This is a genomic window from Stutzerimonas sp. VN223-3, assembly GCF_045999685.1.
GTDB classification, from domain to species: domain Bacteria; phylum Pseudomonadota; class Gammaproteobacteria; order Pseudomonadales; family Pseudomonadaceae; genus Stutzerimonas; species Stutzerimonas stutzeri_AR.
This window is the reverse complement of the sequence record NZ_RBEC01000002.1, coordinates 1,419,930-1,439,238: the sequence shown is the minus strand read 5'-3', so window position 1 is coordinate 1,439,238 and position 19,309 is coordinate 1,419,930. Positions and strand designations below refer to the sequence as shown.

Annotated in this window: 16 protein-coding genes; 6 read left to right on the top strand and 10 right to left on the bottom strand. The window is 61.0% G+C overall.

All coding sequences use genetic code 11. The features are described 5' to 3' along the window. Positions 1 to 15: 15 nt before the first annotated feature. The 8 genes from tldD to mreB form a co-directional block, all read right to left on the bottom strand. Positions 16 to 1,458, bottom strand: coding sequence for a metalloprotease TldD (tldD, locus tag D7241_RS15265; RefSeq protein ID WP_408102223.1), 1,443 nt, complete (start codon positions 1,456 to 1,458; stop codon positions 16 to 18). Between the two features lie 2 nt (positions 1,459 to 1,460). Next, positions 1,461 to 2,306: a carbon-nitrogen hydrolase family protein gene (locus D7241_RS15260; protein WP_408102222.1), complete on the bottom strand. Its 846-nt coding sequence runs from the start codon at positions 2,304 to 2,306 to the stop codon at positions 1,461 to 1,463. A gap of 47 nt (positions 2,307 to 2,353) precedes the next feature. Further along, positions 2,354 to 6,157: a YhdP family protein gene (locus D7241_RS15255; protein ID WP_408102221.1), complete on the bottom strand. Its 3,804-nt coding sequence runs from the start codon at positions 6,155 to 6,157 to the stop codon at positions 2,354 to 2,356. 315 nt (positions 6,158 to 6,472) lie between these two features. Continuing rightward, positions 6,473 to 7,930, bottom strand: coding sequence for a ribonuclease G (rng, locus tag D7241_RS15250; protein ID WP_408102220.1), 1,458 nt, complete (start codon positions 7,928 to 7,930; stop codon positions 6,473 to 6,475). Positions 7,931 to 8,019: 89 nt separating this feature from the next. After that, entirely contained in the window at positions 8,020 to 8,610 is a 591-nt protein-coding gene (locus tag D7241_RS15245; protein WP_408102219.1) for a Maf family protein, read from the bottom strand. 84 nt (positions 8,611 to 8,694) lie between these two features. Further along, positions 8,695 to 9,183: a rod shape-determining protein MreD gene (gene mreD / locus D7241_RS15240; protein ID WP_408102218.1), complete on the bottom strand. Its 489-nt coding sequence runs from the start codon at positions 9,181 to 9,183 to the stop codon at positions 8,695 to 8,697. Further along, complete coding sequence (gene mreC, locus D7241_RS15235; protein WP_408102217.1) at positions 9,180 to 10,145, bottom strand: rod shape-determining protein MreC; 966 nt, start codon at positions 10,143 to 10,145, stop codon at positions 9,180 to 9,182. Before mreC ends, mreD begins: the two co-directional genes overlap by 4 nt. A 128-nt stretch (positions 10,146 to 10,273) precedes the next feature. Beyond that, positions 10,274 to 11,311 carry a rod shape-determining protein MreB gene (gene mreB / locus D7241_RS15230; RefSeq protein ID WP_408102216.1) on the bottom strand — a complete coding sequence of 346 codons (1,038 nt, stop codon included), beginning with the start codon at positions 11,309 to 11,311 and terminating at the stop codon, positions 10,274 to 10,276. Positions 11,312 to 11,625: 314 nt separating this feature from the next. Between mreB and gatC the strand changes: the two genes are divergently transcribed. From gatC to D7241_RS15200, 6 genes are all read left to right on the top strand, one after another. Then, on the top strand, positions 11,626 to 11,913 hold the full coding sequence (gene gatC, locus D7241_RS15225; RefSeq protein WP_255983213.1) for an Asp-tRNA(Asn)/Glu-tRNA(Gln) amidotransferase subunit GatC: 288 nt from the start codon (positions 11,626 to 11,628) through the stop codon (positions 11,911 to 11,913). 14 nt (positions 11,914 to 11,927) lie between these two features. After that, positions 11,928 to 13,379 (top strand): Asp-tRNA(Asn)/Glu-tRNA(Gln) amidotransferase subunit GatA, encoded by a 1,452-nt coding sequence (gatA, locus tag D7241_RS15220; RefSeq protein ID WP_408102215.1) that lies wholly within the window; start codon positions 11,928 to 11,930, stop codon positions 13,377 to 13,379. An 11-nt stretch (positions 13,380 to 13,390) separates the two neighbouring features. Next, positions 13,391 to 14,836 (top strand): Asp-tRNA(Asn)/Glu-tRNA(Gln) amidotransferase subunit GatB, encoded by a 1,446-nt coding sequence (gatB, locus tag D7241_RS15215; protein ID WP_408102214.1) that lies wholly within the window; start codon positions 13,391 to 13,393, stop codon positions 14,834 to 14,836. Positions 14,837 to 15,012: 176 nt separating this feature from the next. After that, entirely contained in the window at positions 15,013 to 15,396 is a 384-nt protein-coding gene (locus D7241_RS15210; protein ID WP_408102213.1) for a septal ring lytic transglycosylase RlpA family protein, read from the top strand. A 30-nt stretch (positions 15,397 to 15,426) separates the two neighbouring features. Further along, the gene (locus D7241_RS15205) at positions 15,427 to 16,512 is read left to right on the top strand and encodes a calcium/sodium antiporter (RefSeq protein WP_408102212.1); all 1,086 of its coding nucleotides are present in this window, start codon (positions 15,427 to 15,429) and stop codon (positions 16,510 to 16,512) included. A 30-nt stretch (positions 16,513 to 16,542) separates the two neighbouring features. Beyond that, positions 16,543 to 17,634: a calcium/sodium antiporter gene (locus D7241_RS15200; protein WP_408102211.1), complete on the top strand. Its 1,092-nt coding sequence runs from the start codon at positions 16,543 to 16,545 to the stop codon at positions 17,632 to 17,634. 17 nt (positions 17,635 to 17,651) lie between these two features. Here the strand turns inward: D7241_RS15200 and D7241_RS15195 are convergent, their stop codons facing one another. Continuing rightward, entirely contained in the window at positions 17,652 to 18,593 is a 942-nt protein-coding gene (locus tag D7241_RS15195) for an AEC family transporter (RefSeq protein WP_408102210.1), read from the bottom strand. A gap of 141 nt (positions 18,594 to 18,734) precedes the next feature. Further along, a complete protein-coding gene (locus D7241_RS15190; RefSeq protein ID WP_255983227.1) occupies positions 18,735 to 19,295 on the bottom strand; it encodes a response regulator transcription factor in 561 nt (186 codons plus the stop codon). Positions 19,296 to 19,309: the final 14 nt, after the last annotated feature.

Here is a 19,309-nt window from a genome sequence, read left to right as displayed (position 1 = left end):
CGCTTGTCATAGCTCTCAGGCTCCGGTACCACCAACGGTAATACCATCGATTTTCAAGGTCGGCTGACCCACGCCGACCGGTACGGACTGACCATCCTTACCGCAGGTGCCGACACCACTGTCCAACGCCAAGTCGGTCCCGACCATTGAAACCTTGTTCATCACGTCCGGCCCATTGCCGATCAGCGTAGCGCCCTTGACCGGCGCGGTAATTTTGCCGTCCTCGATCAGATAGGCTTCGCTGGTGGAGAACACGAACTTGCCGCTGGTGATGTCTACTTGTCCGCCGCCGAGGCTGGCGCAGTAGATACCCTTCTTCACCGAACGAATGATTTCTTCCGGGTCGCTTTCACCCGCCAGCATGTAAGTGTTGGTCATCCGCGGCATCGGTAGATGAGCATAGGATTCACGCCGACCGTTGCCGGTTGGCGCAACGCCCATCAAGCGCGCGTTGAGCTTGTCCTGAATATAACCCTTGAGTATTCCGTTCTCGATCAGCGTGGTGCACTGAGTGGGTGTGCCTTCATCGTCGACGCTCAGCGAACCGCGGCGATCGGCCAGCGTGCCGTCATCGACGATGGTGCACAGCTTCGAAGCGACCTGCTGACCGATACGGCCACTGTAAGCCGAGCTGCCCTTGCGATTGAAGTCACCCTCCAGGCCATGGCCGACCGCCTCGTGCAGTAACACGCCGGACCAGCCCGGACCAAGCACCACCGGTAGCGTGCCGGCCGGGGCCGCCACCGCTTCGAGGTTCACCAGCGCCTGTCGCAGCGCCTCACGGGCATAGCCCATTGCACGATCTTCGCTGAAAAAGTAATCGTAACCGGTACGTCCACCGCCGCCCTGTCCGCCACGCTCGCGACGTCCGTTCTGCTCGACGATTACGCTCACGTTGAAACGCACCAGCGGGCGTATGTCGGCAGCCATGACTCCGTCCAGCCCCGCCACCAGAATGTGCTCCCAGACACCCGCCAGACTTACCGTGACCTGCTTGATTCGCGGATCCAGCGCTCGCGTAGCGACGTCGATACGCTTGAGCAGCTCGACCTTCTCTGCACGACCGAGCCCATCCAGTGGATTCTCTGGGCTATACAGCGGGGCAAAAGCGGCCTTCGAAAGCACCTCGACACGACCCTGCTGGCCGCCACGGGCGATTGAGCGGGCAGCCTCGGCTGCCTGACGCAACGCATCGGCGGTGATCGCATTGCTATAGGCGAAGCCCGTCTTCTCGCCGGACAACGCGCGTACGCCAACGCCCTGCTCCAGGTGGAAGCTGCCTTCCTTGACGATGCCGTCCTCCAGCACCCAGGACTCGGTGACCTGATCCTGGAAATACAAATCCGCCGCGTCGATGCCAGGGCCGGCCAGCTCGCCGAGCAAACCCGGCAGATCATCGATACCCAGTCCGCCCGGCGTCAGGAGGCGCTCGGTGACAGGTAACAGCAGTTCACTCATATCTACTCCAAAATGCGCGATGCAATACGGGGCGTGGTGAAACGGCGGTGGCTCAGTAGCGGCATACGCTGGCGCATCGCATTCTGCTCGGCCGTTTCCCGAGCAGCGGTGAGTGCGGCTTCGCCTGTCGCCTGCTCGTTCAGCACGCGCCCCCAAAAATCAACGATAGACGAATGCCCGTGGGTCAATCGTCCGCCAGAGTGCTCTCCACCCTGCGCTGCGGCCAGCATATAGCATTGCGTCTCGATGGCCCGCGTGCGTATCAACATCTCCCAGTGCGCCTGGCCGGTCACACTAGTGAACGCTGAGGGAGCACTGATCAATTCAGCCCCGGCCTGACGTAAAGCCAGGTACAGCTCCGCGAACCGAAGGTCATAACAGACGCTCATGCCCAAGCGCCCCACCGGTGTATCGACGACGACCAACCGCTCGCCAGCGGCGTAATCATCTGACTCACGGTAACGTCCACGCGCATCGCTCACTTCGGCGTCGAACAGGTGCAGCTTGTCGTAACGCGCGACGCGCTGGCCCTGGTCATCGACCAGTAGCGAGCAGGCCCGGACCTTCGCTTGCGGCTGATCATCCGGAGGCAGCGGCAGCGTGCCGGCCACTATCCACAACCTGAGGTCGCATGCGACCTGTTTCAACCACGGCAGTATCGGCCCGGCACCCTCGGCTTCGGCCCGGCCGACCGCCGGTAGATCACTTCGCCCCATGGCGGCGAAGTTCTCCGGCAAAACCGCTAGCCGCGCGCCAGAGGCAGCAGCCTGCTCCAGCAGCCGTCGGGCGGTGGCAAGGTTCGCCTGTATATCGGCCTGACTGGCCATCTGGATCACGGCTAGTGTCATGCATGGATACCGTAGGCGGCGCAGAGCCGCATGTTTTAAAGGAGCGCTCAGTTGGGCTTTTCGAAGGGTTTGTCGAACGTGATCTTAGGCGCTCGCCACGGCCCTTCTACGTTGTACTGAACGGTGGCGAAACGTGCGACCTTATCACCCAGCAACTTGTCGACGACGAACAACGCGCCACCGATAGCCGGCGCGCCAACAATCAGCGCGGCCAGCGGCAGGTTATTGCTGACCGGTAGTGTGACCAGCAGCTTGGCGTCGATCTGATCGTTGACCATATCGATCCGGCCGTCCAGCTCCAGATTGCTAGAGGGTCCGGTGACCGTCAGCGGCTGCGACGTGACGTAAACCCCGTCGGTAGCGACCAATTCGCCCTTGATTCGATCGTAGCTCAGACCTTTGCTGAACAAATCGGAGAAATCCAGCCGCAGCCGTCGCCCGATGGACGCGAAGTTGAGTAGACCGAAGACTCGCAACGCCTGAGCGCTACCGTCAACCTCGCGCAACTGGCCGTTACGTAGGCTGCCGTCGAGTCGACCAGACAGCCGCTGCAAACTGAAAGATGCAGGTGATCCGGGCCAGTTGCCGTCCACATCGAGGTGAAAGGATTCGCTGGTGGTGGAGGGTGCAAACCCCCAGGCTAAAAGCACATCGGCCAGATCGGTGCCCTCCATCCGGCCTTTGTACCAGCTCTGCGAGCCTCTCCAACCACCGTTACCGCCGATCTTGAGCCCCTTCAAGTTCAGGTTTAGTTCTGAGAATTCGACACCATTTTCTTTCGGCCGCATCTTCAACGCCCAGGCACCCAGCGGCTGGTCGCCCTGCAGCACCTCGGCTACCGTAATATCCATCGCCGGCAGGCTCTTCGGATCGACGGTGGCCAGCGGATCATCCAATATTCCTGAGGGTTTGCCTGGCTCTGCCGCAGGGAGCTGCAGGCGCGACAGATCTAGTACGATGGGCTCGCCGACGGCATCAGGCAGCCGAGCGGTGCCGGCGACAGTTCGACTATCCAGCCCCAGCGACCAGCCAGCCGGAAGGCGCTGCAAGTCCACGCCGAGATCGTCGACTTGGGTGCCGAAACCCACAAACGTCCCGATATCAAGCTGAGCGCGCCGCAGCAGTGAAGTGGCCTGCTGGCCTTGCGAAACGTCGCTGTAGACATTCAACAACGCCTTCCATTCGCTCAGATCAAGCCGCGGTATGTTTCCGCGTACATACAAGCCCTTATCGCTGCGTAGGTTCGCAGCGCCACCGCCCAACACCAGCTCACCGCCACCCTCGGTCCAGCTACCGGCCGGCGCGACGAAGGTCAGCGCCGCCAGCACGCCATGCCGAAGACTGTAATTTTGGCGCTCGCCGCCCAGCGTCATTCGCAGCGTGGTATCGCGCCGTTCGTTGGCCGTCTTGCCGAATGGCGTCGGGAGCGCCAGCGCTGTGCCCAACAGCGATGAATCCACCTGCAGGTTGCTGTCGACGCCATCCAGGACCAGATTCAACCGAAACGGTAGCTCCCCGGATGCAGGCACAGGCTGTTCGATTTTCCGCCAGGCCAGGAGTCGCTGCAGCGCCACCGTTCCGGTGGCCTCGATCCGCGTGGAAGGATTGCCTGGCTGCCCGGTGGCGATGGCTTTGCCACGCACAAGGCTGCCAAGGGCGCGACCGTGAAGCTCCGCAGCGCTGAAGCCGCGCTCGCTGTCATAGCGAAACTCACCAGCCAATCCTTCGAACTGCAGATCCGCCTGCGTAACGAACAGCGAAGCATTGGAGCTGGAAAAATCCACAACAGCCTTCGGGCGTTCACCCTTTGCCAGCGGAATGTCCAGATTGAGCGTTCCGCTCAGAGGCCCCTCAGCGCGCCAACCGGCGAAGAGATCGGCGGTGCCGACCGGTGCCTCTTGCATCAGTGTCAGCGCGTCTCGCAGATTGCCATCGACCTGTCCTTCGATATCCAGCCGCGGCGGCTGGCCGTTTTGGCTATGCGGAATTTCGGCTGTAGCGTCATGCACGCGACTGTCGAGCATGCGCGCCTCGGCAAGACGTACCCGCGCCCCGCTGTCCTCGATCAGTACCTCGCCACGGCCCTCACGTAACACGGGCCAGCCGGGCTGAAAGGCAAGCTCGGCGTCCTTCACCTTGAAATACAGACTGAGGCTGCGAGCGGTATCGGTAGCGCCTTTGCTCAGCGCGCCCTGATACTGAAAATAGCCCTGCTCGACGGTACCGCCGCGAATCGCCGTGTTCAGCCAATCGCTCAAAGCCGGGCTCAGGGCTGGCGAGCGCGTCGGCAGGTATTTCTCGGTGTAGCGGGCATCCCCGTCGCGGATACCGACGCGCAGATCCATGTAGTCCTCTGCCGCCGGGTCGCGCATCAGGCGGATCAGGAAATCGCCAGCGATGCGCCCCTCTTCGCCCTCGACCTGCAAATAGGGCGCGGCGAGCGTGAAGGCTTGATCATTTAGCGTCCAGACGAGACTGCCGCGGCTACGGCGATAGTCCCAGGGATTCGGAAACAGCTCAGCCAAATGCAAACTGAAGTCCCGGTTGTCGAAACGCAGCTCGCCCCCGCCGAGATTACCCTGCACCACGCCGCTGACGTTGCGCACCGCGGGTATCCAGTTATGCGCGGCGATGCTGACCGCATCGAGATTGGCGGCAAATGCCAGGCGCTCGGAACTCGGCGCTGCCGGACGGTAGTCGAACTGCAAATTACGCAGCATTCCGGTCGGCGCAAGGCCGAGCAGATACTCGCTAGCCATATCGGGCAAAGGCGCTAATGCATGAATCAGCTCGGCCACTGGTGCGACCGGAATGCGATCAGCCTGCACGCGCCAGCGATCCTCGGCGATATCCTGCTGGACAACCACTGTCGTGTCCCGCCAGCGGTTGCCTTCAAAAGTGAAGGCCAGACCAGCGACCTGCATTCGATAGCCCTCATCCGCCCGATCGAGATAGGCGTTCATCGCCAGATCCTCGATCTGCACCGGGTCACGCTGCAAATGACCTACCTGCACTGCCGGCGCGTTCAGCCGCGCAACGGCACGCGCCAACCCGCGCTCGCGCCAATCGAGCCATATCTCGCCACCAGCCTGTAGCTGTCGGACCCTCCATCTGCCGGTCAGACTCGTCGGCAGCCAGGCGGCCCAGTCGCTCTGCGGCAGGCTGAGGTACAGTTGCGCCTCGCTGGCCCGCCAGTCTTTCGGTCGCACCAAAGCCTGCGCACGCATTCTCAGTGGCTGGCCATCCGGCAACAGCACCCGCCCGTCCAGGCGCAGGCGTTCACCTGCGGTGCGCAGTTCGAGATTGGCGTAGGTCAGGGTCAGCGGCGCTTCAGCGTGCGCCTCAAGGGTGATCTGGCTGTCGAGCAGCAATAGGCGCCCGATTCTCTGCAGCTCCCCAAATAGCTTCTGCGGATCCGCTGGCGTTTGGTCGCCGCGCTCGGGCAATCCGCCGACACGCCATTTGCCCTCCGCATCCTGCACCAGGCTTAAATGGGCGCCAGTGAATTCCACCGACTTCACTTGAAGCTGCCGAGACAAGAGGCTGGCCATCACGTCCGGCACCAACGCCAGGCTATCGAGACGCATCGCCGCGTCTCCTTCCCCAAGCACCACGTCGTGCGCCAGCAACCGCGGCGAAAAGCCTTCCCAGCGACCTTCCAGTTTTCCGAGCGCCACCGGCATGTTCAGCAGTTCGCGCGCCTTGTCTTGCGCCTCGAGCCGATACTCCGCCACCAGCGGCACCAACTGGCGGCCAAGGCTTACGTAAAAAGCAAGCAGCACCAGGCCGATAGCGCCCAGCCAGAGGCTACCGCGCAAGAACGCAAGGGCAAGGGCAAGGAGCCGACTCATACGGATGCGCTCCAGTCATCCGGGCCAACATGGCCTGGCTTGCATCTAGGGTCTGTTCCCGTTTCGTCGCGGCCGCGACGGAGCCGGTTTTTGCGCGAGACAAGACACGAGTCGCGCAGTTTGGTCGTTCCAAATAAGCGACGAGAAACGCCGTATCGCACAAAAACCGGCCCGTCCCTACGGGTTGCGCGGCAAATCTCGCCATGCGGCGTTGCGGGACTTGGTAAGGGAGCGACCATTACCTGCGTCCCGCGCCTTGCCTGGCGAGATTTGGCGCAGCAACGCGGCTCGCAGCGAAACGGCAACAGACCCTAGTCAGAGCAGCACCACGTCGTACTGTTCCTGCGAGTACATGGTCTCCACCTGGAACTTGATCGAACGGCCAATGAAGCTTTCGAGGTCGGCGACATTGCCCGACTCCTCGTCGAGTAGCCGGTCGATCACTTTCTGGTTCGCCAGTACGCGATAGCCCTCGGGCTGGTAAGCGCGGGCCTCGCGAAGGATCTCGCGGAATATCTCGTAGCAAACGGTTTCCGGAGTTTTCAACTTGCCGCGCCCCTGGCAACACATGCAGGGCTCGCACAGTACTTGCTCGAGACTTTCACGAGTGCGCTTGCGAGTCATCTGCACCAGGCCCAGCTCGGTGATCCCGATGATGTTGGTCTTGGCGTGATCACGCTCCAGCTGCTTTTCCAGCGTGCGCAGGACCTGACGGCGATGTTCTTCGTCTTCCATGTCGATGAAGTCGATGATGATGATCCCGCCGAGATTGCGCAGCCGAAGCTGACGCGCAATGGCGGTAGCAGACTCGAGGTTGGTCTTGAAGATGGTTTCCTCGAGCGTGCGATGGCCGACGAAGGCGCCGGTATTCACGTCGATAGTAGTCATCGCCTCGGCCGGATCGATGATCAGATAGCCGCCGGACTTGAGCATGACCTTGCGCTCGAGCGCCTTCTGGATTTCGTCCTCGACACTGTACAGATCGAAGATCGGCCGCTCGCCGGGGTAATGCTCGAGCTGCTCGCTCAACTCCGGCATCAGCTCGCCGACGAACTGGCTGACCTTCTGGAAGTTTTCTCGCGAATCGATACGGATCTTCTCGATACGCGGATTGACCAGATCGCGCAGGGTGCGCATGGCCAGCGACAGGTCTTCATAAATGATCGAGGGCGCGCCGGCGGTCTTCATCTGGCCGTCGATCTGCTCCCACAGGCGACGCAGGTAGCGAATGTCCATGAGGATTTCGTCGCTCCCTGCTCCCTCGGCGGCTGTGCGCAAGATGAACCCGCCGGCTTCCTTGATGCCTTCGGCCGCGACACATTCGGCGACCACCTGTTTGAGTCGCTCGCGCTCGGCCTCGTCTTCGATGCGCAAGGAAATTCCGACGTGACTGGTTTTGGGCATGTAGACCAGGTAGCGCGAAGGTATCGACAGCTGTGTCGTCAACCGTGCGCCCTTGGTTCCGATCGGGTCCTTAGTGACCTGGACGACCAGCGCCTGCCCTTCATGGACGAGCGCACTGATGGGCTCGACCGCGTTGCCTTCCCGGCTGGAAATTTCCGAAGCGTGGATGAATGCCGCACGCTCCAGGCCGATGTCGACGAAAGCCGCCTGCATCCCGGGTAGCACTCGTGCCACCTTGCCCTTGTAGATGTTGCCGACGATGCCGCGACGCTGGGTGCGCTCGACATGCACCTCCTGCAGGACACCGTTTTCCACCACCGCCACCCGTGATTCCATGGGGGTGATGTTCATCAGAATTTCTTCGCTCATTGTTATTCTCGGCCGATGGCGGTGGGGTGAAACAGCCGAAGCTGACGAGTGGGCTCGATTCTACGGCATACGCCGCCAAGCCACAGGCTCTAGATTGAGCTTTTAGTCCAGTACTCGAGACCGTATGCATCGAGCAGCTGTGCCGTTTCACATAACGGCAGACCGACCACGCCGGAGTAGCTGCCCTCAAGGGCGCTGACGAAAACCGCACCCCAACCCTGAATGGCATAGCTACCCGCCTTGTCCCGTGGTTCGCCGCTGGTCCAGTAGGCCTCGGCTTCTTCCGGCCGAACGGGCCGGAAGCGTACCCGACTGCTCACCAGACGCACCACGCAATCTGCTTGACCAGCCAACGCGACCGCCGTCAGTACCTGATGCTCGCGCCCGGACAAGGCTTGTAGTGTCGCCAGTGCATCCTGCTTATCTATCGGCTTACCAAGAATCCGCTGATCCAGCACTACCGTGGTGTCGGCACCCAGCACGTACGCCGAGGCGTCATCGACCAGAGCCAGGCCCGCCAGGGCTTTCTCTCGAGCCAGACGCTGAACGTAGACGTCCGGCGACTCCACTGGATCGGGTGTTTCGTCGATGGAGACCGCGAGAAGGGAAAACGGAACGCCGATCTGCGTCAGCAGTTCACGACGCCGGGGCGACGCGGAGGCGAGAAACAATGCGGGCATGCCTGCTCCTAGGATAAAAACTATCGAAGCAGATTCGCATATCTAGGCGGCGCTCGGAAGCAACTCGCCTGATCGCGGAGACGGTCAGTAGACGTTGAAGCGCCGCCGCGCCCATTGCAGGGCAATGAAGACCCATGGCCAGAGCAAAGCGCTGACCGGGACGGGGACGAGAAACAGAAGCGTCGGCGGACGATTGCCTGTCAGCGTATTGAGCCACAACTGCACCAATTGCCCGATTCCTAGAATCACCAGCAGTACCAGGCTTTGCTGCAATAGCGGAAACATACGTAGGCGCTGCTGAAGGTTGAGCACCAGAAAGGTGATCAATATCAACGGCAGGCCGTTCTGCCCCAGCAGGGTGCCGGACAGCACGTCGAGCATCAGCCCGAAGAAGAATGCCGCGACCATACCGCCTCGATGGGGCAAGGCGATTGCCCAGTAGGCGATGAACATGGCGAGCCAGAGCGGACGCCCCAGCCCGATGCTGTGCGGCATGGGTGCCACGCTGAGCAACAGCGCTATCAACAGTGATAACCAGATCACCCAACCATTATTCAGTCGCCCGCTGATCATGGCTGCTCCTCGGCGTCCGGTCGCGTCGTATCCGGCGTCGCCGGGGCAGCGTCAGGGGTTTCCGGCTCAGAGATCGCATCGGCAGCAGCCGGCTCCGCCTGCTCGGCGGCCTCGCGATCGGCCGTCTCCTGAGCTTCGGCAGCGGCTGTGACACGTTCCTCCGGTGTCCGCGAATCGCTGAAGACAAGCAACAAATAGCGGCTGCGATTGAGCATCGCAGTGGGGATGGCACGAACGATCAGGAAGGGTTGCCCCGAGCCCCGCACCACCTCGGTGACCTGGGCGACCGGATAACCACTGGGAAAGCGCTGCCCCAATCCCGAGCTGACGAGCAAATCGCCTTCCTTGATATCGGCCGTCTCGGCGACATGACGCAGCTCGAGATAATCAGGACTGCCAGTGCCGACCGCAATCGCCCGCAAACCGTTGCGATTGACCTGCACCGGAATGCTGTGGGTCACGTCCGTCAGCAATAGGACCCTGGCGGCGTAGGGCATAACTTCGACGACCTGCCCCATCAGCCCGCTGGCATCGAGCACCGGCTGGCCGAGGAAGACACCGTCACGCTCGCCCTTGTCGATGAGAATGCGGTGAGTGAAGGGGTTGGGATCGAGGCCAATCAGCTCGCCAATGATCACTTTGTCATCGACCAATGCGGCGGAGTTGAGCAGCTCGCGCAGGCGCACATTCTGCTCGGTCAGCATCGCCAGCTTCTGCAGACGCCGCTGCATGAGCAACGCTTCGGCTTTCAGCTTCTCATTCTCGGCGACCAGGCTGGTGCTGCTGCTGATCTGCTCGGTTGCACGCTGCCAGGTGCGCACCGGTAGATCGGCCAACCAATAGAAAGGCGTCAACACCAGGCCCATCTGGCTGCGCACAGGTTTCAACGTCTCGAAGCGCGCGTCGACCACCATCAGCGCGACACAGAGCACGGAGAGCACCAGCAGGCGAACTCCGAGCAAGGGTCCTTTGGCAAATAGTGGTTTGATTGACAGGTCCTCGCAGCTGCAGGCTTCAAACTAAACGCGACAAGCCGAGAGCAGAGTGTGGCCCTGCTTTCGGCTTGCGCTTGGAGCTTACCGCTTGTAGGTCACTCCGTGGACAGCAGATCCATGGCGTGACGGTCCATCATTTCCAGAGCCCGGCCGCCACCGCGTGCGACGCAGGTCAGTGGCTCTTCGGCGACGATTACCGGCAGACCGGTTTCCTGGGAAAGCAGCTTGTCGAGATCACGCAACAGCGCGCCACCACCCGTCAGTACCAGGCCGCGCTCGGCGATGTCGGACGCCAGCTCCGGCGGCGACTGCTCCAGCGCGCTCTTGACCGCCTGGACGATGGTGGCCAGGGATTCCTGCAGCGCCTCGAGCACTTCGTTGGAGTTGAGCGTAAAGCTGCGAGGAACGCCTTCAGCCAGATTACGGCCACGAACGTCGACTTCACGCACATCATTGCTCGGAAACGCGGTACCGATCTCTTGCTTGATACGTTCGGCGGTGGATTCGCCGATCAGGCTGCCATAGTTGCGACGCACGTAGGTGACGATGGATTCGTCGAAGCGATCGCCGCCGACACGGACGGACTCGGCGTAAACCACGCCATTGAGGGATATCAGCGCGATCTCGGTGGTACCGCCGCCGATATCGACGACCATCGAACCGCGCGCCTCATCGACCGGCAGGCCGGCACCGATGGCTGCCGCCATTGGCTCTTCGATCAGAAAGACCTCACGCGCACCAGCACCCAACGCCGATTCGCGGATCGCACGGCGCTCGACCTGAGTGGACTTGCAGGGAACGCAGATCAGCACGCGAGGGCTGGGCTGCAGAAAGCTGTTTTCGTGAACCTTGTTGATGAAATACTGCAGCATCTTTTCACAAACGCTGAAGTCGGCGATCACGCCGTCTTTCATCGGGCGAATCGCGTTGATGTTGCCAGGAGTACGGCCAAGCATGCGCTTGGCGTCGGTGCCCACGGCGACCACGCTTTTTTGATTGCCATGGGAGCGAATAGCCACCACGGACGGCTCGTTCAGGACGATGCCGCGGTCGCGCACGTAAATAAGGGTATTGGCAGTGCCCAGGTCGATCGACAAATCGCTGGAAAACATGCCACGCAGTTTCTTGAACATGGGAAAAGGGCCCTGGGGCAAACGCGTGGGGAAAAAAGTGCCGCAAACTCTAACAATGGTGCGAACTTAGGGCAAGGCGCGAGTCCACGCTTGTCTGGCCAGACGTGAGCTATTGCGCGAAAAAACGATCAGCGAAGAAAAAACACAGTGCACCCGGCAAGCCGCAGCCGTGCTACCGAGAACACCTACAGGCATGTAAGATTGACGGCTTTTCCGGGCTCGAATGCCCGCTGCCGCGGCTCGACCTTGCTGCTCTGACGCTGGCCTTTGCCGACGGAAGGCGCACCCGATTCGCCTCACGCTGGAGAATTCCGATGGCGCTTGAACGCTCCGAGGTGGAAAAGATCGCTCATCTGGCCCGTCTGGGCCTGAATGAAGACGACCTGCCCCGCACCACCGAGACCCTCAATAACATCCTCGGCCTGATCGATCGCATGCAGGCGGTCGACACTAATGGCATCGAGCCGCTGGCCCATCCGCTGGAAACCCACCAGCGCCTGCGCGCCGACGAAGTCACTGAGAGCAACCAGCGCGAGGCCTACCAGGCAATAGCTCCGGCCGTGGAAAGCGGCCTTTATCTGGTCCCGAAGGTGATCGAGTAATGAAGGACGCCGACATGCACCAACTGACTCTCGCCGAAATTGCGCGCGCCCTGAGCGAAAAGCGCTTCTCTGCAGAAGAACTGACCCGCTCGCTGCTGACCCGTATCCAGCAGCTCGACCCGCAACTGAACAGCTTTATCACCGTCACCGAAGAGCAAGCCATTGCCCAGGCCAAGACCGCCGATATGCGTCGCGCCAGCGGCGAAAGCGGCGCTCTGCTGGGCGCACCGATAGGCCACAAGGACCTGTTCTGCACCCAGGGCGTGCGCACCAGCTGCGGCTCGAAGATCCTCGACAGCTTCAAATCGCCCTATGACGCCACGGTGGTTGAGCGGCTCGCCGCTGCGGGCGCGGTATCGCTGGGCAAGCTGAACATGGACGAATTCGCCATGGGCTCGGCCAATGAGTCGAGTTTTTATGGCGCGGTAAAGAACCCTTGGGATCCGACCCGAGTCCCGGGTGGTTCGTCCGGCGGTTCGGCCGCAGCGGTTGCCGCACGTCTGCTGCCAGCCGCAACCGGCAGCGATACCGGTGGCTCCATTCGCCAACCCGCCGCGCTGACCAACCTTACAGGACTGAAACCGACCTACGGACGCGTCTCGCGCTGGGGCATGATCGCCTACGCCTCCAGCCTCGATCAGGGTGGTCCGCTGGCCCGTACTGCCGAGGATTGCGCATTGATGCTCGGCGCCATGGCCGGCTTCGACCCGAAGGATTCCACCAGCGTCGACCAACCGCTAGACGATTATTTAGCGGCGCTGAGCAAGCCGCTTAACGGCCTGCGCATCGGTCTGCCGAAGGAATATTTCGGCGCAGGGCTCGATCCGCAGATCGCCGACGCTGTAATGGCGACGGTCGAGGAGCTGAAAAAGCTCGGTGCCACGGTGAAGGAAATCAGCCTGCCAAACATGCAGCACGCAATCCCCTCCTACTACGTGATCGCGCCGGCCGAGGCCTCTTCCAACCTGTCGCGTTTCGACGGTGTGCGCTTCGGCTATCGCTGCGAGAACCCAGCGGACCTTACCGACCTCTACAAGCGCTCGCGCGCCGAAGGCTTCGGTGACGAAGTCAAACGCCGCGTCATGGTCGGTACCTATGCATTGTCCGCCGGTTACTACGATGCCTACTATCTCAAGGCGCAAAAGATTCGCCGCTTGATCAAGAACGACTTCGTCAGCGCCTTCGATGAAGTCGACGTGATTCTCGGCCCGACCACGCCGAACCTGGCGTGGAAGCTCGGCGAAAAGAATGCCGACCCGGTCTCGGCCTATCTGGAAGATATCTACACCATCACCGCTAACCTGGCCGGCATTCCGGGCATTTCCATGCCAGCTGGATTCATCGATGGATTGCCCGTAGGCGTGCAGTTGTTAGCGCCCTATTTCCAAGAGGCGCGCTTGCTCAACGTGGCGCATCAGTACCAGCAAGTGACCGATTGGCACATGCGCGCCCCGGCCGGATTCTGAGGAGATTGAAGATGCAATGGGAAACCGTGATCGGGCTGGAAATCCACGCACAGCTCGCAACCCAGTCGAAGATTTTCTCCGGCAGCGCCACCACTTTCGGCGCCGAGCCCAACACCCAGGCCAGCCTGGTTGACCTGGGCATGCCCGGCACGCTGCCAGTGCTCAATGCCGAAGCCGTGCGCATGGCTTGCAAATTCGGTCTGGCAATCGATGCCGAGATTGCCGAAAAGAACGTCTTCGCCCGGAAGAATTATTTCTATCCCGATCTGCCGAAGGGTTATCAAACCAGCCAGATGGATCATCCCATCGTCGGCAAGGGTTTCCTCGACATTACCCTGGAAGACGGCACGCAGAAGCGCATCGGCATTACCCGTGCGCACCTGGAAGAAGACGCCGGCAAGAGCCTGCACGAAGATTTCCACGGCATGAGCGGCATCGACCTCAACCGCGCCGGCACGCCGCTGCTGGAAATCGTCTCCGAGCCGGATATCCGTAGCGCCAAGGAGGCGGTGGCCTACGTCAAGGCGATCCACGCACTTGTCCGTTATCTGGGAATTTGTGATGGCAACATGGCTGAAGGCTCGCTGCGTTGCGACTGCAACGTCTCGGTGCGCCCGAAAGGCCAGACCGAATTCGGCACCCGCGCCGAGATCAAGAACGTCAACTCCTTCCGCTTCATCGAGAAAGCGATTAATCACGAAGTGCAGCGGCAGATCGAGTTGATCGAAGACGGCGGCAAGGTGGTGCAGGAAACTCGCCTGTACGATCCGAACAACGACGAGACGCGCTCCATGCGCAGCAAGGAAGAAGCCAACGACTACCGTTACTTCCCTTGCCCCGACCTGCTGCCGGTAGTCATCGAGCAGAGCGTTCTCGACCAGATCCGTGCCAGCTTGCCAGAACTGCCGGTTGAGAAGCGCGAACGCTTCCAGCGCGAATTCGGCCTTTCCGCCTACGACGCCGATGTACTGGCTGCCAGTCGCGAGATGGCCGATTACTTCGAGCAGGTGCAGCGCACTTGCGGCGATGCCAAGCTGTCCGCCAACTGGGTGATGGGCGAACTGTCCAGCCTGCTCAACAAGGACAACCTGGATATCGAGCAGTCGCCAGTCTCTGCCGAGCAGTTAGGCGGGATGATCCAACGCATCAAGGACAACACCATCAGCGGCAAGATCGCCAAGATGGTCTTCGAAGCCATGGCGACAGGTGAAGGCTCGGCAGATGACATCATCGAGAAAAAGGGCCTCAAGCAGGTCACCGACTCGGGTGCCATCGAATCGATGCTGGACGAGGTGCTGGCAGCCAACGCCGAGCAGGTCGAACAGTACCGCGCCAGCGACGAAGCCAAGCGCGGCAAGATGTTCGGCTTTTTCGTCGGCCAGGCGATGAAAGCCTCCAAGGGCAAGGCCAACCCTGCCCAGGTCAACCAGTTGCTGAAGAGCAAGCTCGAAGGCTGACCCAACGAGGCGGGTCTTTCAGGACCCGCCTCGTCTCCGGAGCTCATGACGATTGCAACGCTTCGGTGTCGATCGACCCGTTGAACGGCTGCGTCGGTTAGCGCTCAATAAGACCGTATAGCAATCCACTCCCGGCAGTTGGTGCCGCGCCTGCATTCATTCAGGGAGATTGGCTCATGCAAACCAGACTGCTGGTTATACCCTTCCTGCTCGCCCTGGCTAGCGGCTGCACCGAAAAGCAGGATGAGGTTTCGAAAGCCAAACGCACCTTCATCCAGCAGGGCAAGGCGTCCTATTACGCCCGCAGTTTTCATGGCGAGCAGACCGCGAGCGGCGAAACATTCAATCAAAACGAGCTGGTCGCTGCGCACAAAACGCTGCCGTTCGGCACGCGCGTAAAGGTGACCAATCTCGAAAACGGCAAACAGGTAACGGTACGCATCGTCGATCGCGGCCCGTTCAAGCCGGGGCGGATCATCGATCTGTCACGGGTCGCTGCCAGCAAGATTGACCTGATCGAGGACGGCGTGGTCAACGCCAAGATCGAAAAAGTAGACTGACCGGGAGCGCCGAATACCGATGGAGTTGCAATGAGTTTAATGACGTTCGCCTATCTGATCGTCGGCCTGGTCTTGCTGATGACAGGTGCCGAAGCCCTAGTCCGTGGCGCCGCAAAACTGGCTGCGCGCTTCGGTATCTCTCCGCTGATCATCGGCCTGACCGTCGTCGCGTTCGGTACCAGCGCACCGGAGGCGGCCGTCAGCATCCAGGCCTCGCTGAGCGGCAGCGGCGACATTGCCGTAGGCAATGTGATCGGCAGTAACATTGCCAATATCCTCCTGATTCTTGGCCTTTCGGCACTAGTCGCGCCGCTGCTGGTGTCCCGCCAACTGGTGCGCCTCGACGTGCCGGTCATGATCGGCGCCGGCGTGCTGACCTTCTTCCTCGCCTGGAACGGCCGCGTCAGCCGGCTGGACGGCGGCATTCTGATAGCCTCGCTGTTGCTCTATACGGTGTTTCTGATCATCGCCAGCAAGCGCGAGAAAAGACGCGCGCCGGTTGACGAGTTCATCACCGAATACGGCCCCGAAGGCCAACCGAAACCACTCGGCTGGCTCGTCCAGCTGTCGATGATAGTGCTCGGGCTGGGCCTGCTGATGGCTGGCTCGAATCTGCTGATTGAAGGTGCGGTGGCCCTGGCACGCGCACTGGGCCTGTCCGAACTGGTGATTGGCCTCACCGTAATCGCGGTCGGCACGTCCATTCCCGAGCTGGCGACCTCACTGCTGGCGGTTTATCGCGGGGAGCGTGATATCGCCGTTGGCAACGTGGTCGGCAGTTGTATCTTCAACCTGCTATTGGTGCTCGGTGCCGGAGCGTTGGTTTCGGCCGACGGCCTGTCGATTTCACCCAATGCGCTGGCCTTCGACCTGCCGGTCATGCTCGCCGTGTTTGGTGCCTGCCTGCCGATCTTCTTTTCCGGATACCAAATCAAACGCTGGGAGGGCACGATGTTCTTAGGCTACTACCTGGCCTATACGCTCTATCTGGTGATGTTTTCTACCGGCCTGCCGGCCATCAGTCTGTTACGCCATGCAATGACTTGGTACGTATTGCCCTTGACGGTCATTACGCTTTTCGTGATCTTTCTGCGCGCCTGGAAACACCAGCGCTGACCCACCTCGATCCCCTCTGGAGCTCCCTTCGTGACCCTGATGACGTTTGTCTATCTGATAGCCGGCCTGGTGCTGCTTGTCGCTGGCGCCGAGGTTTTGGTGCGCGGCGCTGCCAAACTGGCAGCCCAATTCGGCATCCCGCCATTGATCATCGGCCTTACCGTGGTCGCCTTCGGCACCAGCGCGCCAGAGACGGCGGTAAGCGTGCAGGCATCGCTGAATGGCAGCGGCGATATCGCCATCGGCAACGTGATCGGCAGCAACATCGCTAACGTCTTGTTGATTCTTGGCATGACGGCGCTTATTGCGCCGCTGATCGTTTCTCGCCAATTGATCCGCCTCGATGTGCCGATCATGATCGGTGCCAGCCTGGTCACCTATGCATTGGCTTGGGACGGCACGCTCAGTCGCCTCGATGGCGCCCTGCTATTTGCGGCCGTCATCGGCTATACCCTGTTCCTGATCATCAGCAGCCGCCGCGCCAATGCAGTCGCAGCCGCTGATGACGAGTTCACCAAGGAGTTCGGTCTCGATGGAAAACCAAAGCCCTACGCAAGCCTGATCAACGCCGGCCTCGTGATTGCCGGCCTGGTGTTGCTGGTGACTGGCTCGAACTTTTTGGTGGAGGGCGCCGTATCGCTGGCCCGTGCGTTGGGCCTGTCGGAACTGGTGATCGGTTTGACCGTGATTGCCGTCGGCACTTCCCTCCCCGAACTGGCGACCTCGATACTCGCCGCCATCCGGGGTGAGCGCGATATCGCCGTGGGCAATATCGTCGGCAGCAACATCTTCAACCTGCTCTGCGTGCTAGGGCTGGCCTCGCTGGTATCGCCAGAGGCAATCGGCGTCGCAGCCAGCGCCCTGGCCTTCGACTTCCCGGTAATGATCGCGGTTGCGCTGGCCTGTCTGCCGATCTTTTTCACCGGCTACGCCATCAACCGCTGGGAAGGTCTGTTGTTCCTGGCCTACTACATCGCCTATACGGTCTACCTGGTGACGGCCAGTACCGGACGCCCGTTTGCCGAAACCTTTGGTGACGCGATTATTGGCTATGTTCTGCCGCTGACTGCTGTGACATTGGTGGTGATTTCCGGGCGCGCCTGGAAAAGCCAACGCGTCTGATGCTCATGGCCGGCTGGTCAGATCCAGCCGGCCCAGCGGAGCAGGAATAACCCGGTATTGATCGTCACCGCCGCGCCGAGCGTTGTGATGACGATGATGGTCGCGGCTAATTGATGATTGGAATTGACCGCGCGCGCCATGACAAAGCTGGAAGCCGCGGTCGGGCAGCCAAAATACAGAAACAGGATACCGAGCTCGGCGCCGCGAAAGCCGCATAGCCAAGCGCCCAGCGTAGCCAGCGCCGGAAACCAGACCATCTTCATCATGCTCGAGCTCATCGCAATGCCGCTGCTTTCACGCAACACCGCAATCGAGAGTGTGCCGCCGATGCAGATCAGAGCCAGCGGTAGCGTCAGCTGAGCGAAATATTGCCCCGATGTCATCAGCCAATCGGGTAGAGGAACCTGCCAATAGGCGAAGGGTATCGCTGCGGTCACGCCAATGATCAAAGGGTTGCGCAGAATGCTGCGGATGATCGCCCGGGCATCTGCGTGGCCATCGGGGCTGTAGATCGCTAAGACCACAGCAGACAGGCTGTTATACAAAAGGATTACCACACCGGCCAGCACTCCGCCGAGCGAAAGCCCGTAGTCGCCATAAAGACTGGTAGCCAATGCCAGTCCGATCACTCCGTTGTTGCCGCGAAAAGCCCCCTGCACGTAGACGCCGCGATCCGCCACCGGACAGCGCCAATGCGCCCAGGCCCAAGCCAGCAAAAAGCCACCCACCGTAGCGGCTATGTAATAGATAAGCAGTGTCGGCTGTAGCGCGGCGCTTAAATCCGCCTTGATGACCGAAAGGAACAGCAGCGTTGGCATCGTGGCGTTGAACACCAACGTCGATGCCGTATGGATGAATGCACCATCGATCCAGCGCAGGCGCATCAGTGCGACGCCGGCAAACAGCATTACGAAAACCGGTGCGGTGACGCTCAGGGTCTGCAGAACCAGGGGGAGCATGGCAACGCTCGAAAAGAAGTGTCGTGGATACCAACAGGGTAAACAAAAACTGCCGGATCGGGACGCAGGGCTGGCCGTCGATCTGGTATCGACAGCGCAGTGCCAACATCCAAGACGGCTGCCGGCGCTGGCTGAGGGCGATCAGCGCCGAACCGGGCGCTTCTGCAGCTTGCGCTGCAAGGTCCGCCGATGCATGCCCAACGCGCGCGCCGTGGCGGAGATGTTGCCGTCATGCTCAGCGAGCACGCGCTGGATATGCTCCCACTGCAGCCGGTCCACCGACATCGGGTTTTCCGGCACCAGCGTATCCAGATCAGCATGTTTGGAAAGCAGTGCGGCGAGCACGTCGTCAGCGTCGGCGGGTTTGCACAGATAGTTGCAAGCACCGCGCTTGATCGCCTCGACCGCGGTGGCGATGCTCGAATAACCGGTGAGGATCAGTACCTTCATCTCCGGGTCCAGCTCGAGCAGTTTAGGCAGCAGTACCAAACCTGAGTCGCCTTCCATCTTCAGGTCCAGTACCGCGTAATCGGGCAATTCTTGCTGCGCCATCTCCAGGCCTTCCTCGGCCGATCCGGCGATGCTGACATGCAAACCACGGCGGCTCATGGCGCGCGCCATGACACGGGTAAATGTCGGATCGTCATCCACTAGCAGCAGATGGGGCTGATCGTCGCCTTCGTGCTGCAACTCTTCGGTCATGTCTGGATTCCTCG

Coding starts and splice junctions, on each gene's coding strand:
- rng (WP_408102220.1), bottom strand. CDS start 7,930: ATGAGCGAAGAAATTCTGATGAACATCACCCCCATGGAATCACGGGTG.
- D7241_RS15260 (WP_408102222.1), bottom strand. CDS start 2,306: ATGACACTAGCCGTGATCCAGATGGCCAGTCAGGCCGATATACAGGCG.
- gatA (WP_408102215.1), top strand. CDS start 11,928: ATGCACCAACTGACTCTCGCCGAAATTGCGCGCGCCCTGAGCGAAAAG.
- D7241_RS15205 (WP_408102212.1), top strand. CDS start 15,427: ATGAGTTTAATGACGTTCGCCTATCTGATCGTCGGCCTGGTCTTGCTG.
- tldD (WP_408102223.1), bottom strand. CDS start 1,458: ATGAGTGAACTGCTGTTACCTGTCACCGAGCGCCTCCTGACGCCGGGC.
- D7241_RS15255 (WP_408102221.1), bottom strand. CDS start 6,157: ATGAGTCGGCTCCTTGCCCTTGCCCTTGCGTTCTTGCGCGGTAGCCTC.
- D7241_RS15190 (WP_255983227.1), bottom strand. CDS start 19,295: ATGACCGAAGAGTTGCAGCACGAAGGCGACGATCAGCCCCATCTGCTG.
- gatC (WP_255983213.1), top strand. CDS start 11,626: ATGGCGCTTGAACGCTCCGAGGTGGAAAAGATCGCTCATCTGGCCCGT.
- gatB (WP_408102214.1), top strand. CDS start 13,391: ATGCAATGGGAAACCGTGATCGGGCTGGAAATCCACGCACAGCTCGCA.
- D7241_RS15195 (WP_408102210.1), bottom strand. CDS start 18,593: ATGCTCCCCCTGGTTCTGCAGACCCTGAGCGTCACCGCACCGGTTTTC.
- D7241_RS15245 (WP_408102219.1), bottom strand. CDS start 8,610: ATGCCCGCATTGTTTCTCGCCTCCGCGTCGCCCCGGCGTCGTGAACTG.
- mreD (WP_408102218.1), bottom strand. CDS start 9,183: ATGATCAGCGGGCGACTGAATAATGGTTGGGTGATCTGGTTATCACTG.
- D7241_RS15210 (WP_408102213.1), top strand. CDS start 15,013: ATGCAAACCAGACTGCTGGTTATACCCTTCCTGCTCGCCCTGGCTAGC.
- mreB (WP_408102216.1), bottom strand. CDS start 11,311: ATGTTCAAGAAACTGCGTGGCATGTTTTCCAGCGATTTGTCGATCGAC.